9 protein-coding genes are annotated in these 15,245 nt (G+C 53.8%); 2 read left to right on the top strand and 7 right to left on the bottom strand.

Translation table 11 applies throughout. The features are described from left to right. Window positions 1-19: 19 nt before the first annotated feature. Entirely contained in the window at window positions 20-2,428 is a 2,409-nt protein-coding gene (lptD, locus tag OGX92_RS10710) for an LPS assembly protein LptD (protein ID WP_286586531.1), read from the bottom strand. Between the two features lie 379 nt (window positions 2,429-2,807). On the opposite strand from lptD, the gene djlA reads away from it, so the two are divergent. Beyond that, window positions 2,808-3,623, top strand: a complete 816-nt coding sequence (djlA, locus tag OGX92_RS10715; RefSeq protein ID WP_003829600.1) for a co-chaperone DjlA — start codon at window positions 2,808-2,810, stop codon at window positions 3,621-3,623. A 112-nt stretch (window positions 3,624-3,735) separates the two neighbouring features. Here the strand turns inward: djlA and rluA are convergent, their stop codons facing one another. From rluA to araB, 6 genes are all read right to left on the bottom strand, one after another. Beyond that, window positions 3,736-4,395: a bifunctional tRNA pseudouridine(32) synthase/23S rRNA pseudouridine(746) synthase RluA gene (gene rluA, locus OGX92_RS10720; RefSeq protein WP_003829598.1), complete on the bottom strand. Its 660-nt coding sequence runs from the start codon at window positions 4,393-4,395 to the stop codon at window positions 3,736-3,738. 11 nt (window positions 4,396-4,406) lie between these two features. Continuing rightward, entirely contained in the window at window positions 4,407-7,313 is a 2,907-nt protein-coding gene (gene rapA, locus OGX92_RS10725) for an RNA polymerase-associated protein RapA (protein ID WP_286586532.1), read from the bottom strand. A 177-nt stretch (window positions 7,314-7,490) separates the two neighbouring features. Further along, complete coding sequence (gene polB / locus OGX92_RS10730) at window positions 7,491-9,842, bottom strand: DNA polymerase II (protein ID WP_240389386.1); 2,352 nt, start codon at window positions 9,840-9,842, stop codon at window positions 7,491-7,493. A 90-nt stretch (window positions 9,843-9,932) separates the two neighbouring features. Beyond that, complete coding sequence (araD, locus tag OGX92_RS10735; RefSeq protein ID WP_126319269.1) at window positions 9,933-10,628, bottom strand: L-ribulose-5-phosphate 4-epimerase; 696 nt, start codon at window positions 10,626-10,628, stop codon at window positions 9,933-9,935. A gap of 105 nt (window positions 10,629-10,733) precedes the next feature. After that, window positions 10,734-12,236, bottom strand: a complete 1,503-nt coding sequence (gene araA / locus OGX92_RS10740; RefSeq protein ID WP_286586533.1) for an L-arabinose isomerase — start codon at window positions 12,234-12,236, stop codon at window positions 10,734-10,736. Window positions 12,237-12,246: 10 nt separating this feature from the next. Beyond that, window positions 12,247-13,956, bottom strand: a complete 1,710-nt coding sequence (gene araB / locus OGX92_RS10745; protein ID WP_240389388.1) for a ribulokinase — start codon at window positions 13,954-13,956, stop codon at window positions 12,247-12,249. A 339-nt stretch (window positions 13,957-14,295) separates the two neighbouring features. Between araB and araC the strand changes: the two genes are divergently transcribed. After that, window positions 14,296-15,141, top strand: coding sequence for an arabinose operon transcriptional regulator AraC (gene araC / locus OGX92_RS10750; protein ID WP_003829586.1), 846 nt, complete (start codon window positions 14,296-14,298; stop codon window positions 15,139-15,141). Window positions 15,142-15,245 lie beyond the last annotated feature (104 nt).

The raw sequence follows: 15,245 nt of genomic DNA on the forward strand, positions 1-15,245 counted from the left end.
ACGTTGTAAATCAATCAGATCATAAAGCGCTTTGATACGGCAAAATGTTCGAACGTAACATTTGAGTCGTGCCGAGACCGTAGTTTGAGCTCAGGCCGCGGAGTTCGATATTAAAGCCGATCGTGTTGTCATAAATCGCGTGCTGCATTTTGTCATCCCAACCGTTCAGCTTACGCTCGTAGCCGAAGCGAATGGCATAACAGCAGGAGTTGTACTGCAGGCCCAGCATTGAATCTGCTTCTTTGTTCACTTTGGTATCGAAGTAGTAAGCACCGACAATCGACCAACGATCGGCGATCGGGAAGCTTGCCACTGCGCCCACCTGCGAAATCCCGTTTTTATACTGATCTGCCGTAGAGTAGTAAGACGGCAAAGTAGCCTGGATATACTCCGAACTGGCGTAACGGTAGTTCAATTGCAGCATACGGTTTTCATCGCGACGGTATTCAATACTGCTGCTGCTGGTTGCAACGCTGTCCAGACGCGTGTCGTACTGGATCCCACTGCGTAAACCCCAACGATCGGAGATGCGCCAGTAGGTGTCGCCTGCCCATACCAGTGAGCCCGTTTTGTCGTCATTCTCCCATTTAATGTTGTCATCGCCGGTGCGAGACTCGGTGAAATAGTAGATTTGACCCACAGAAATATTAAAACGTTCAACGGCTGCGTCATCATAAACGCGAGATGTGACCCCGGTCGTCACCTGGTTGGCAGAAGCAATACGGTCCAGGCCGCCATAGGTACGGTCACGGAACAGGCCGCTGTAGTCAGATTGCAGCAGGGAAGAGTCATAGTTGAAGATATTACTTTGGTCGCGATATGGGACGTACAGGTACTGCGCGCGCGGTTCCAGCGTCTGGGTATAACCCGGCGCCAGCATTTGCATGTCACGCTCGAACACCATTTTGCCGTCAACTTTAAACTGCGGCATTACGCGGTTCACGGATTCTTCCAGAGAATTGGCCGTGTTAAGGGCGTTTAAATTATCGTTAGTAGGATTGTTACGATAATTGTTTCTTGCGAATGATTGATATTCGCTAATGTTACTTTGCTGATAGTGCGTTGCCAGCAATTTCGCTTCGGTATTAATACTTCCCCAGTTATTCGACAGCGGTAAACTGATAGTTGGTTCAAGGTGTAAACGGGTTGCTTCCGGTCTATTGTCATTGGTATTGACGAAATGGACCGCCTGGCCATAAATACGGGTATCAAACGGACCGACGTCGTTTTGGTAGTAGTTTACGTCTAACTGCGGCTGCGCAGAGTAGCTATTACTGTTTTGTGCGTCGAAGACCTGGAACTGCTTGGTCGATACCGTGGCGTCAAAGTTTTGTACCGCGTAGCCGACGCTGAATTTCTGCGTGGCGTAGCCGTCGGTACTGGAACCGTATTTATTATCGAAATCGTTAAAGTAGCTGGTGTCGCTGACCTTGGTGTAGTCGACGTTGAAACGCCACACCTGGTCCAGTACACCGGCGTGCTGCCAGTAGAACAGCCAGCGACGTGAATTGTCATCATTCGGATGTTCGTCCTCGTACACTTTATCGGAATTCAGATAGTCGAACTCCATCAAGCCCGCACCCGCCTGGGTGAGGTAGCGGAATTCGTTCTCCCACATGATCCCGCCGCGACGGTGCATATAGTGCGGCGTGATGGTGGCGTCCATATTGGGCGCAATGTTCCAGTAATACGGGAGGTAGAACTCAAAATAGTTATTGGTGGAATATTTTGCGTTCGGGATCAGGAAACCGGAACGGCGCTTATCGCCGACGGGTAACTGTAAATAAGGACTGTAAAAGACCGGAACCGGACCCAGTTTGAAACGGGCGTTCCAGATCTCCGCGACCTGTTCTTCACGGTCGTGGATAACTTCGCTACCGACGACGCTCCAGGTATCGGAACCTGGCAGACAGGAGGTAAAGCTACCGTTTTCCAGAATAGTATAACGGTTTTCCCCACGCTGTTTCATCAGGTCTGCTTTCCCGCGCCCCTGACGGCCGACCATCTGGTAATCACCTTCCCAGATGTTGGTATCTTTGGTATTCAGATTGGACCAGCCCTTCGGCCCCTTCAGAATAACCTGATTGTCGTCATAATGGACATTGCCCAGCGCATCGACGGTACGAATTGGCTCCGGCTGGCCTTCAGCCTGCTTCTGATGAAGCTGCACTTCGTCGGCCTGCAGGCGGCTGTTACCCTGTGCGATATCCACGTTGCCGGTAAACACCGCGTCATCGGGATAATTCCCTTTTGCGTTGTCGGCATTGATGGTGACGGGTAACTCATTAGTCTCGCCCTGTACCAGAGGACGGTCATAGCTCGGCACGCCCAGCATACACTGTGAGGCGAGATCGGCTGCCAGGCCCTGATGGCTATAGAGGGCGCTGGCAATCATGGTGGCCAGAAGAGTGGGAATACGTTTTTTCATACGTTGTATTTATTGTTCCATCATCAGTAGCGTCGCGCGTGACAAACGGTCACAGCCTAACTTATCTCATCTTCACTTCGCTAGTATTAATCCTGCCCATTTTATACCTGCCACCTTTCAAGCTGCATCTTCGTTGTCTTCCTCGTTTACCCCAGTCACTTACATGGGTAAGCTTCAGGGGACTCACTACGTTGCCGCCTTGCTGCAACTCGAAATCCAACGGGTATAGCGTTTGTGGTGTTAGGCACGGCATTGAATGACAGGTATGATAATGCAAATTATAGGCGATGTCCCACAATTGACCGCAGCCGTAAATCGGTAAAAGCACCTTATATTGTGGGACATAGCCTGGCTGAGAGCGGAAAGATTTGGGGAGTCTATGCAGTATTGGGGAAAGATAATTGGTGTAGCCGTGGCCTTAATGATGGGCGGCGGCTTCTGGGGTGTGGTTCTGGGGCTGTTAGTTGGCCACATGTTCGACAAAGCCCGCATGCGCAAAATGGCGTGGTTTGCCAACCAACGTGAACGCCAGGCGCTGTTTTTTGCCACCACTTTTGAGGTGATGGGACATCTGACCAAATCCAAAGGTCGCGTCACGGAAGCCGATATTCATATCGCCAGCCAGTTGATGGATCGGATGAATTTGCACGGTGACTCGCGAACGGCAGCACAACATGCCTTCCGGGTAGGAAAATCGGATAATTACCCATTACGTGAAAAGATGCGTCAGTTTCGCAGCGTCTGTTTTGGTCGATTCGATCTGATCCGCATGTTTCTGGAGATTCAGATCCAGGCGGCATTTGCCGATGGGTCGTTGCATCCTAACGAACGTGAAGTGCTGTATGTGATTGCTGAAGAGTTGGGGATCTCACGCACCCAATTTGATCAGTTCCTGCGCATGATGCAGGGCGGCGCACAGTTTGGCGGCGGATATCAGCAGCAGTCTGGCAGCGGTGGTTGGCAGCAGGCGCAACGTGGCCCGACGCTGGAAGACGCCTGCAATGTGCTGGGTGTGAAAACGACCGACGATGCGACTACCATAAAGCGGGCTTACCGTAAGCTGATGAGCGAGCACCATCCGGACAAACTGGTTGCGAAAGGTCTGCCGCCAGAGATGATGGAAATGGCGAAGCAAAAAGCGCAGGAAATCCAAAAAGCTTACGAGCTGATTAAGGATCAAAAAGGATTCAAGTGATTGAATTGCCGGATGCGGCTAGCGCCTTATCCGGCCTACGTTAACGAATTTATGCCGGTAATGAATTTATGCCGGGCAAGCGAAGCGCCCCCGGCATAAATTGGCTCAGAATTTAAAAATCCGCCGGGACTTTAAACGTCATACTGTTGCCGTATTCGGGATGCGTGATGGTTAACATCTCTGCATGCAGCAACAGGCGCGGCGCTAACACCAGAGCTTCCGGCGGAGCATAGAAGCGGTCGCCCAGGATCGGATGCCCTAAAGCCAGCATATGCACACGCAGCTGGTGGGAGCGTCCGGTAATAGGTTTGAGCACCACCCGGGCGGTGTTATCCGCTGCAAACTCCACGACTTCATACTCTGTCTGCGCCGATTTCCCGGTCTCATAACACACTTTTTGCTTTGGCCTGTTTGGCCAGTCGCAAATCAGCGGCAAATCAACCAGACCCTCGGCCGGAGCGGGATGCCCCCAGACGCGTGCAACATACTGCTTTTTCGGTTCGCGCTCGCGAAACTGGCGTTTTAGCTCGCGCTCTGCCGCTTTGGTTAGCGCGACTACAATCACGCCGCTGGTGGCCATATCCAGACGATGAACGGATTCAGCCTGCGGATAATCGCGCTGAATACGCGTCATCACGCTGTCTTTGTGCTCATCCAGACGACCTGGCACAGACAACAAGCCGCTCGGCTTGTTGACCACCATAATGTGTTCATCCTGATACAGGATGACCAGCCAGGGTTCCTGCGGCGGATTGTAGTTTTCCATCCCCATGTATGGCTCCGTTACTGATGCGTCACGACGATCAAGCGCAGGGCATCGAGACGCCAGCCCGCCTGATCCAGGCTTTCCATCACCTGCTGACGGTTGCTTTCGATTGCGCTAAGTTCGTCATCACGGATGTTCGGGTTAACGGCACGCAGCGCTTCGAGACGGGAAAGTTCTGCCGTCAGCTTCTCGTCAGCTTCTTTACGCGCTGCGTCGATCAGCGCGCGGGCTGATTTTTCCACCTGCGCTTCACCGAGTTGCAGAATGGCATGAACATCCTGCTGCACGGCGTTGACCAGTTTGCTGCCGGTGTGGCGGTTAACGGCGCTGAGCTGACGGTTAAAGGTTTCGAACTCCACCTGTGCAGCAAGGTTATTGCCGTTTTTATCCAGCAGCATGCGTACCGGCGTTGGTGGCAGGAAGCGGTTTAGCTGCAGTTGTTTCGGTGCTTGTGCTTCAACAACATAGACCAGCTCAACCAGCAGTGTACCAACAGGTAATGCTTTGTTTTTCAACAACGAAATAGTGCTGCTTCCGGTGTCGCCGGAGAGGATCAGATCCAGACCATTGCGGATCAGCGGATGCTCCCAGGTAATAAATTGTGCATCTTCACGCGACAGGGCGACATCGCGCTCGAACGTAATGGTGCAGCCATCTTCCGGCAGCCCAGGGAAATCCGGCACCAGCATATGATCGGACGGCGTCAGCACGATCAAATTGTCGCCACGGTCATCCTGATTAATACCGACGATATCAAACAGGTTCATGGCGAAGGCGATCAGGCTGGTATCGTCGTCCTGTTCTTCAATACTCTCAGCCAGTGCCAGCGCTTTTTCGCCGCCGTTAGAGTGGATCTCCAGCAGGCGATCGCGACCTTGCTCCAGCTGTGCTTTCAGCGCGTCATGCTGTTCGCGGCAGGTTTTGATCAGATCGTCAAAGCCCTCGGTATTTTCTGGTTCAGCCAGGTAGCCGATCAGATTGTTATAGACCGTGTCATAGATGGTACGGCCGGTCGGGCAGGTGTGTTCGAACGCATCCAGACCTTCGTGGTACCAGCGCACCAGCACAGATTGCGCGGTTTTTTCCAGGTACGGAACGTGAATCTGAATATCATGCGCCTGACCAATACGGTCCAGACGGCCAATACGCTGTTCCAGCAGATCCGGGTTGAACGGCAGGTCAAACATCACCAGATTGCTGGCGAACTGGAAGTTACGCCCTTCGGAGCCGATTTCAGAGCACAGCATTACCTGGGCACCGCTATCTTCTTCGCTAAACCATGCTGCGGCGCGGTCACGCTCAATGATCGACATCCCTTCATGGAATACGGCGGCGCGGATACCTTCGCGCTCGCGCAGAACCTGCTCCAGCTGAAGCGCGGTAGTGGCTTTCGCGCAGATAACCAGCACTTTTTGCGAGCGGTGGCTGGTCAGGTAGCCCATCAGCCATTCCACGCGCGGGTCAAAGTTCCACCAGGTGCCGGTGTCGCCTTCGAATTCCTGATAAATCTGTTCCGGGTAGAGCATGTCGCGCGCCCGGTCTTCTGCACTTTTACGCGCGCCCATAATGCCGGAGACTTTAATCGCCGTCTGGTATTGGGTCGGCAGCGGCAGCTTGATGGTATGCAGTTCGCGTTTCGGGAAGCCTTTCACGCCGTTACGGGTGTTACGGAACAGGACGCGGCTGGTGCCGTGGCGGTCCATCAGCATCGAAACCAGCTCCTGACGCGCGCTCTGTGCGTCTTCGCTGTCGCTGTTTGCCGCCTGCAATAGCGGCTCAATGTCCTGCTCGCCAATCATGTCGCCTAACATGTTCAGCTCATTGTTACTCAGCTTGTTGCCTGCCAGTAGCATCGCGACGGCGTCGGCGACCGGACGATAATTTTTTTGCTCTTCAACAAACTGGGCGAAATCGTGGAAACGGCTCGGGTCCAGCAGGCGCAGGCGCGCGAAGTGACTTTCCATGCCCAGCTGTTCCGGTGTAGCGGTTAGCAGCAGGATGCCCGGCACACGTTCTGCCAGTTGTTCAATGGCCATATATTCGCGGCTGGGCGCGTCTTCGCTCCATACCAGGTGATGGGCTTCATCGACAATCAGCAGATCCCACTCGGCGTCACACAGGTGCTCCAGACGCTGTTTATTACGACGGGCAAAGTCCAGCGAGCAGATGACCAGTTGTTCGGTTTCAAACGGGTTGTAGGCGTCGTGCTGCGCTTCTGCATAACGCTCATCATCAAACAGTGCAAAACGCAGGTTGAAGCGGCGCAGCATTTCGACCAGCCACTGGTGCTGTAATGTCTCTGGGACGATGATCAGCACGCGCTCTGCGGCACCGGACAGCAGTTGTTGATGCAGGATCATCCCGGCTTCAATGGTTTTACCTAAACCCACTTCATCTGCCAGTAAAACGCGAGGGGCATGACGACGGCCAACATCATGGGCAATGTTCAGCTGGTGAGGAATCAGGCTGGTACGTTGACCACGCAAACCACTCCACGGCATACGGTATTGTTCGCTCTGAAATTTACGTGCGCGATAGCGCAGAGCAAAGCGATCCATACGGTCAATCTGGCCGGCAAACAGGCGATCTTGTGGTTTACTGAATACCAGTTTGCTGTCGAGCAGTACTTCACGCAGCGTGACACCGGTTTCTTCTGTATCCAGGCGGGTTCCGATATAGGCAAGCAGGCTGTTTTCTTCTTTTACTTCATCGACATGCAGTTGCCAGCCTTCATGGCTTGTTATCGTATCGCCAGGATTGAACATCACGCGGGTCACGGGGGAATCACTGCGCGCATACAGACGGTTTTCGCCCGTCGATGAGAAAAGTAAAGTGACGGTTCGCGCATCCATGGCGACAACAGTACCAAGTCCCAATTCGCTTTCTGTATCGCTGATCCAGCGTTGACCAAGTGTAAAAGGCATATATGTTCGGCTCTATATCTTTAATTGCAGGCAATACTCGTCATTTTCCGGGCTAGTCCCCGTTATTGAGAGCATACGACCCCGCTACCAGGCTAATAAATCAGTGGTAGTGGTGTTAAATGGGTCCAGGAATGGAAAGGGCGCTATGGTACTGGATGGCGGCGGTTTCGTCACGCGTCAAAATAACCCCAGTTGTCCTGTGAGTAGTGTAGCAAAATTATCGTCAATAAAGGGAAGAATTCCCTCGGCAACGGGTTGGATCTGGCGGGTCAGATAATGCTCGTAATCGAGCACAGATAGCTGATAATCAACAGGTTCTGGGCCATTGACCGTCCAGACATATTTTATGGTTCCGCGATTCTGATACTGTGGCGGACGCCCCAGCTTTACATTCTGCTCATCGGCTAACCGCGCAGCGCGAACGTGTGGTGGAACATTTCGCTGGTATTCACTTAACGGGCGACGCAGGCGCTTGCGGTACACCAGTTGTTCATCCATTTCACCGGCCATCAGACGGTCAATAGTCTCGCAAACAAACTCCTGATAAGGTTCGTTACGAAAAATTCGCAGGTATAGCTCCTGCTGAAACAGTTGGGCCAGCGGCGTCCAGTCGGTTCGTACCGTTTCCAGTCCCTTAAACACCATACGTTGCTCAGCACCGTCCTGAATCATCCCCGCATAGCGTTTTTTACTGCCGGTATCTGCACCGCGAATGGTCGGCATCAGAAAGCGACAAAAATGGGTTTCAAATTCCAGTTCCAGCGCGCTGGTCAGATTTTGTTGCTTCAGCGATTGTGCCCACCAGGTGTTGACATAGCTCACCAGTTCCCGACCAATTCGGGCTGCATCGTCTTCTGAGTGCGCCTTTTTCAGCCAGACAAAGGTCGAGTCGGTATCGCCATAAATGACATCGTAACCCTGAGCCTCAATTAACGCTTTGGTCTGGCGCATGATCGCATGGCCGCGCATGGTAATGGACGAGGCCAGTCTCGGGTCGAAAAAGCGACAGGCAGTGGTGCCCAGCACGCCGTAAAATGCGTTCATGATGATTTTCAACGCCTGCGAGAGTGGCTTATTGCCACGGCGTTTTGCTTCTTCGCGCCCGTGCCAGATCTGAGTAACGATTTCAGGCAGGCAGTGCTTTTCGCGTGAAAACCAGGCGTCAAGGAAACCTTCGGTGCTGTGTTCCGGATCCGGCTGCGCCATCCCTTCGATAAGCCCCACCGGATCGATTAAAAAAGTACGAATTATTGAGGGATACAGGCTTTTGTAATCCAGCACCAGTACCGAGTCGTATAAGCCTGGGCGTGAGTCCATCACGTAGCCGCCGGGACTGGCGTGCGCGGGGACTTCACCCAGATTCGGCGCCACATAACCCGCCCGGTGCATTCGTGGCAGGTAGAGATGTCCGAAGGCGGCAACTGAACCACCGTGCCGGTCGACCGGCAGACCGTTGACCGTCGATCGTTCCAGCAGAAATGGCATGATCTCGGTTTTGTGAAAAATGCGCGTGACCAGTTCACAGTCTTTGAGATTGTAGGTGGCAAGCGCGGGCTTATCCTGGGCAAATCGACGGTCGATTTCGTCCATTCTGTCCCACGGATTATCAATCGACTTCCCTTCGCCCAGCAGCTCCTGTGACACCGTTTCCAGTGAAAATGACGAGAAATTCCAGAACGCGGATTTTAGCGCCTCAATACCGTCGATAATCAGGCGCCCCTTAGCCTGAGCGAAGAATATGCCGTTTTTGAAGCCATGCTCGCGCCACTCAAGCTCGCTGCTATCACGGCCAAAACGCAGGGGAATGCGGTAACGTTCGGCGTGCTGTTGCAGGACGCGTAAATCGAATTGCACGACGTTCCAGCCGATTATCACATCAGGATCGTGACGGGCAATCCAGTCATTGAGTTTTTCCAGCAACTGCGGGCGGCTTGCAACGTACTCAAGTTCAAAATCCAGCGTAGAGGCGTCGCCATTTGCCGGGCCGAGCATGTAGACAATACGCTGCCCGCAGCCTTCCAGACCGATGCAATAGAGTTCGCCGTGGCGCGTGGTTTCGATATCCAGCGATACCCATTTTAGCGGTGGTCGATAGTCAGGGTTCGGCTTCAGGCGGGCATTGACCAGCATGTCATTATGTCTGTCGCCTTCGACCCAAACAGGGGAGGTGATAAAGCGCTCCATCAGATACCGCTCAGGTGGGCGTACGTCGCCCTCATAGACGGTGACTGCGTTTTCGCGCAGCAATTTTTCCAACCGCATGAGCTGGCGATGTGAGCGGCAATACAGTCCGGAAACGGGTTGGCGGTGGAAGTCTTGCAATTGCAGCGGCGTCAGGCGATAGCCGTTTTCAGTGCGTAATAATGGCGTCACGCGAGGAACCTGACTGGTGGGAATAAACGCGACCGACTCCTGAGGAGCGAGCGTGACCTGCAGCGGCCCATTGTCTGTAGCCAGCCAGAATGAGACCTCAGTTCCCTGCGGGGTGTCCCGCCAGTGCCGGGTTAAAATAAAACCTGCTTGCGCCACGCTGCGTATCCGTCAAAAAACCAGGCATTATTATAGCCTGGTTCTGATAGATTAGCTGTGATTTTATACAGTTGTCATGCTCAGAAGAGGTTACTGCCCGTAATACGCTTTAGCACCGTGTTTACGCAGATAATGTTTATCTAACAGGGTTTGCTGCATATTCGGCAATTGCGGCGCGAGCTGGCGACAGAAGATCCCCATATAGGCGACTTCTTCCAGCACGATGGCGTTATGCACCGCGTCTTCGGCATTTTTTCCCCAGGCAAACGGACCGTGAGAGTGCACCAGCACGCCAGGCATCTGCGCGGCGTCAATACCTTGTTTCTCAAAGGTTTCAACGATCACGTTGCCGGTTTCCCATTCATATTCGCCGTTGATTTCTTCGTCGATCATTTTCCGTGTGCAGGGAATCGAACCGTAGAAATAGTCCGCATGGGTGGTCCCCGTTGCCGGAATCGACTGACCCGCCTGCGCCCAGATGGTTGCATGACGCGAATGGGTGTGAACAATACCGCCAATGGTCGGGAATGCCTGATACAGCAAACGGTGTGTTGGGGTATCTGAGGAAGGTTTCTTCGTACCTTCAACAACTTCACCCGTGGCGATACTGACTACCACCATATCGTCGGCGGTCATTACGCTGTAATCGACTCCCGAAGGTTTAATCACAAACACGCCGCGCTCGCGATCGACGGCGCTGACATTCCCCCAGGTCAGGGTGACCAGATTGTGCTTAGGCAACGCCAGATTGGCTTCCAGTACCTGATGTTTGAGATCTTCTAACATGATGCTCTCCGATGAATCTTGCCGGATGGCGCTACGCTTATCCGGCCTACAAATCGCACATTCTTGTAGGCCGGATGAGGTGTTTACGCCGTCATCCGGCAGTTGTTAACGTTTGAAGCCGTAATACACTTCGTTCCAGCGCAGCGCGTCCTTAAAGGCCGGCAGGCGGGTATCGTTATCGATCACCGCGATCTCGATATCGTGCATTTCAGCAAACTGGCGCATATCGTTCAGATCCAGCGCGTGGCTGAACACGGTGTGGTGCGCGCCACCGGCCAGGATCCAGGCTTCAGAAGCGGTTGGCAGATCCGGTTGAGCTTTCCACAGCGCGTTAGCGACAGGCAGTTTTGGCAGGGAGTGCGGCGTTTGTACCGTGTCGATGCAGTTAACCAGCAGGCGATAGCGATCGCCGAGATCGATCAGGCTGGCAACCACTGCCGGGCCGGTTTTGGTGTTGAAGATCAGACGGGCAGGATCGTCTTTACCACCAATGCCGAGGTGCTGTACGTCGAGGATCGGTTTCTCTTCCACCGCGATGGACGGGCACACTTCCAGCATGTGCGAGCCGAGCACCAGATCGTTGCCTTTCTCGAAGTGGTAGGTGTAATCCTCCATAAATGAGGTGCCGCCCTGCAGACCGGTTGACATCACCTTCATGATGCGAAGCAGAGCGGCGGTTTTCCAGTCGCCTTCGCCCGCAAAGCCGTAGCCTTGCTGCATCAGACGCTGTACGGCTAGACCAGGGAGCTGTTTCAGGCCGTGTAAATCTTCAAATGTGGTAGTGAAGGCGTGGAATCCGCCCTGTTCCAGGAAGTGCTTCATCCCCAGTTCAATACGGGCCGCTTCCAGGACGTTCTGACGTTTTTCACCGTGGACTTGCGTCGCCGCAGTCATGGTGTAGGTGCTTTCGTACTCATCGATCAGCGCGTTGATTTCGCCGTCGCTAATTGCGTTCACTACCTGCACCAGATCGCCCACGGCCCAGGTGTTTACCGAGAAGCCGAACTTGATCTGCGCAGCGACTTTATCGCCATCGGTGACCGCAACTTCACGCATGTTGTCGCCAAAACGGCAGACTTTAAGGTGGCGGGTATCCTGTTTGGACACGGCCTGGCGCATCCAGGAGCCAATGCGTTCGTGCGCTTGTTTATCCTGCCAGTGACCGGTGACCACGGCATGCTGCTGACGCATACGCGCGCCGATGAAGCCGAACTCACGACCGCCGTGCGCAGTCTGGTTCAGGTTCATAAAGTCCATATCAATGCTGTCCCACGGCAGGGCGGCGTTGAACTGGGTGTGGAACTGCATCAGCGGCTTGTTGAGAATAGTCAGGCCGTTAATCCACATTTTTGCCGGGGAGAAGGTATGCAGCCAGACCACCATCCCTGCACAGCGATCGTCGTAATTCGCGTCACGACAGATAGCGGTAATCTCATCAGGGGAAGTGCCTAGCGGCTTTAATACCAGCTTGCAGGGCAGTTTGGCTTCAGTATTCAGTGCGTTAACGACGTGCTCGGCATGTTGGGTTACCTGACGCAGGGTTTCAGGGCCATACAGATGCTGGCTACCAATCACAAACCACACTTCATAGTTATCAAAAATCGTCATTGTCGTGTCCTTAATGTGTCAGGGTTGCCAGGTCTACCGGGGCTTGTTGCGCCGGAGCGGCAGTCGGAAGGTATTGCTGTTCAGCGCTTACTGCCCACTGCTGATAGCGGCGGTAAAGCTGTTCAAAACGTTGAGCCTGCTCTGGGCGAGGTTGCAGCGTGTTTTCCACGGCGCTTGCCATCTGCTGTTGAGCGGCAGGGATATCGGCGTGTACTTTCGCGGCAACGGCGGCGAAGATAGCCGCACCGAGAGCGCAGCACTGGTCTGAAGCGACAATCTGTAGCGGGCGGTTCAGCACGTCACAGCAGGCCTGCATGATGACCGGGTTCTTGCGCGCGATACCGCCAAGCGCCATCACGTTGTTAACCGCAATGCCTTGTTCGGTGAAGCATTCCATAATGGCGCGAGCGCCAAAGGCGGTGGCGGCAATCAGACCACCGAACAGCGCTGGCGCGTCGGTTGCCAGGTTCAGATCGGTAATCACCCCTTTCAAACGCTGGTTGGCATTGGGCGTACGGCGACCGTTGAACCAGTCGAGCACGACCGGCAGATGCTCCAGTGATGGATTTTTCGCCCATGCTTCGGTGAGTGCAGGCAGCAGCTGTTTTTGACTGGCTTTAATCTGGGTCTGCAGTTCCGGATGCTGTACGGCAAGCTGTTCCAGCGGCCAGCTCAGCACGCGGCTAAACCAGGCATAGATATCACCGAATGCAGACTGACCAGCTTCGAGGCCAATAAAATTTGGCACCACGCTGCCATCAACCTGGCCGCAAATGCCTTTCACCGCACGCTCGCCAACGCTTTGCTTATCGGCAATCAGAATGTCGCAGGTTGACGTGCCGATGACTTTCACCAGCGTGTTAGGCTGTGCACCTGCGCCGACCGCGCCCATATGACAGTCAAAAGCACCGCCTGCAATCACCACACTTTCCGGTAGTCCAAGACGCTGTGCCCACTCGGCGCACAGGGTGCCAACCGGCAGATCCGCGGTGAAGGTATCGGTAAACATTGGGTATTGCAGATGGAGGTTGAGGATGGGGTCGAGTTCGTCAAAGAAACTGGCTGGCGGCAGACCACCCCAGCTTTCATGCCACAGAGATTTATGCCCGGCGCTGCAGCGACCGCGACGAATATCCTGTGGGCGTACGGTGTTGGAGAGCAGGGCCGGAACCCAGTCGCATAGCTCAATCCACGAAACCGCAGCTTCGGCAACTGCGTGGTCCTGACGAGTTACATGCAGGATTTTGGCCCAGAACCATTCGCTGGAATAAATGCCGCCGATATAGCGGGAGTAATCGATCTTGCCCGGTGTATGGCACAGGCGGGTGATTTCTTCGGCTTCTTCTACTGAGGTGTGATCTTTCCACAGGACAAACATCGCATTCGGGTTTTCCGCGAACTCCGGACGCAGCGCCAGTACATTACCGTCTGCATCGATGGGGGCCGGGGTTGAGCCGGTACTGTCAACGCCAATACCGACCACTTCCGCGCGCTGCTCAGCGCTCAGTTCGGCCAGTACGGTTTTCAGCGCCGCTTCCATGGATTCAATGTAGTCGCGCGGATGATGGCGAAACTGGTTGTTTGGGCCATCGCAATACTGCCCTTCCTGCCAACGTGGGTACCACTCAACGCTGGTGGCGATCTCTTCGCCGGTGGCACATTCCACCGCCAAAGCGCGTACTGAATCACTACCAAAATCGAGGCCAATTGCAATCGCCATCGTCTTACTCCATCCAAAAATACGGGTATGGATAAACAGTAGTGAGTAGCGATAAAAACCGTCAGGCAGGATCCGCTAATCTTATGGACTAAAATGCTGTTGCATCACAAAGTGTGACGCTGTGCAAATAATCAATGTGGACATTTCTGCCGTAGTTATAGACACTTTTGTTAGCCGATTTTGACGTTGGCGTAGTACATGTTTTTTACAAAGAGCTTTTCACAAGCGGGGTTGGTGGTCCATTGCCGCAAATACAGCGGCCCGCAGGGGCGACAGCGATGATGTCTGGCGTAATATGGACAAATTGTTTCTTGGCAGGACGTAGGGAGTATTGAAATTATGGCTGAAACGCAAAACGATCCCCTGTTGCCAGGTTATTCGTTTAACGCGCATTTGGTGGCCGGATTAACCCCCATCGAGGCGAACGGATACCTGGATTTTTTTATCGACAGGCCGCTGGGTATGAAGGGTTATATCCTCAATCTCACCATCCGTGGCGAAGGGGTTATCAATAATCAGGGCAAGCAGTTTGTCTGCCGGCCTGGCGATATTCTGTTGTTTCCACCTGGAGAAATTCACCACTACGGGCGCCATCCTGATGCCAGCGAGTGGTATCACCAGTGGGTTTACTTTCGCCCGCGCGCCTACTGGCAGGAGTGGCTGACCTGGCCGGCCATTTTTGGCCAGACCGGTTTTTTCCGCCCGGATGAAGCACATCAGCCGCATTTTAACGAGCTGTTTGGGCAAATAATTAACGCTGGGCAGGGAGAGGGTCGTTATTCCGAACTGCTGGCGATTAATTTACTGGAGCAGTTGTTGCTCCGACGTATGGAAGCCATCAATGAATCGCTACACCCGCCCATGGACAACCGCGTCCGCGATGCCTGCCAGTACATCAGCGATCACCTGGCGGACAGCAATTTTGATATCGCCAGCGTCGCGCAGCACGTCTGCCTGTCGCCTTCCCGTTTGTCGCATCTGTTCCGTCAGCAGTTGGGGATCAGCGTATTAAGCTGGCGCGAGGACCAGCGCATCAGCCAGGCGAAGCTACTGCTGAGTACCACACGTATGCCTATCGCCACCGTAGGTCGCAATGTTGGCTTTGACGATCAGCTCTATTTCTCTCGTGTTTTCAAAAAATGTACCGGTGCCAGTCCGAGCGAGTTTCGTGCAGGATGTGAATAAAAAGTGAATGATGTATCCTGAAAGTTGTCATAACTCGCAATCTATTCAGACAATTGATGGCTTGACGAAGTTGAGAGGGGTTATCAAAATCCCTGCTTCGTAAA

The sequence above is a fragment of the Citrobacter sp. Cpo089 genome, assembly GCF_030332695.1.
GTDB lineage: Bacteria > Pseudomonadota > Gammaproteobacteria > Enterobacterales > Enterobacteriaceae > Citrobacter > Citrobacter portucalensis.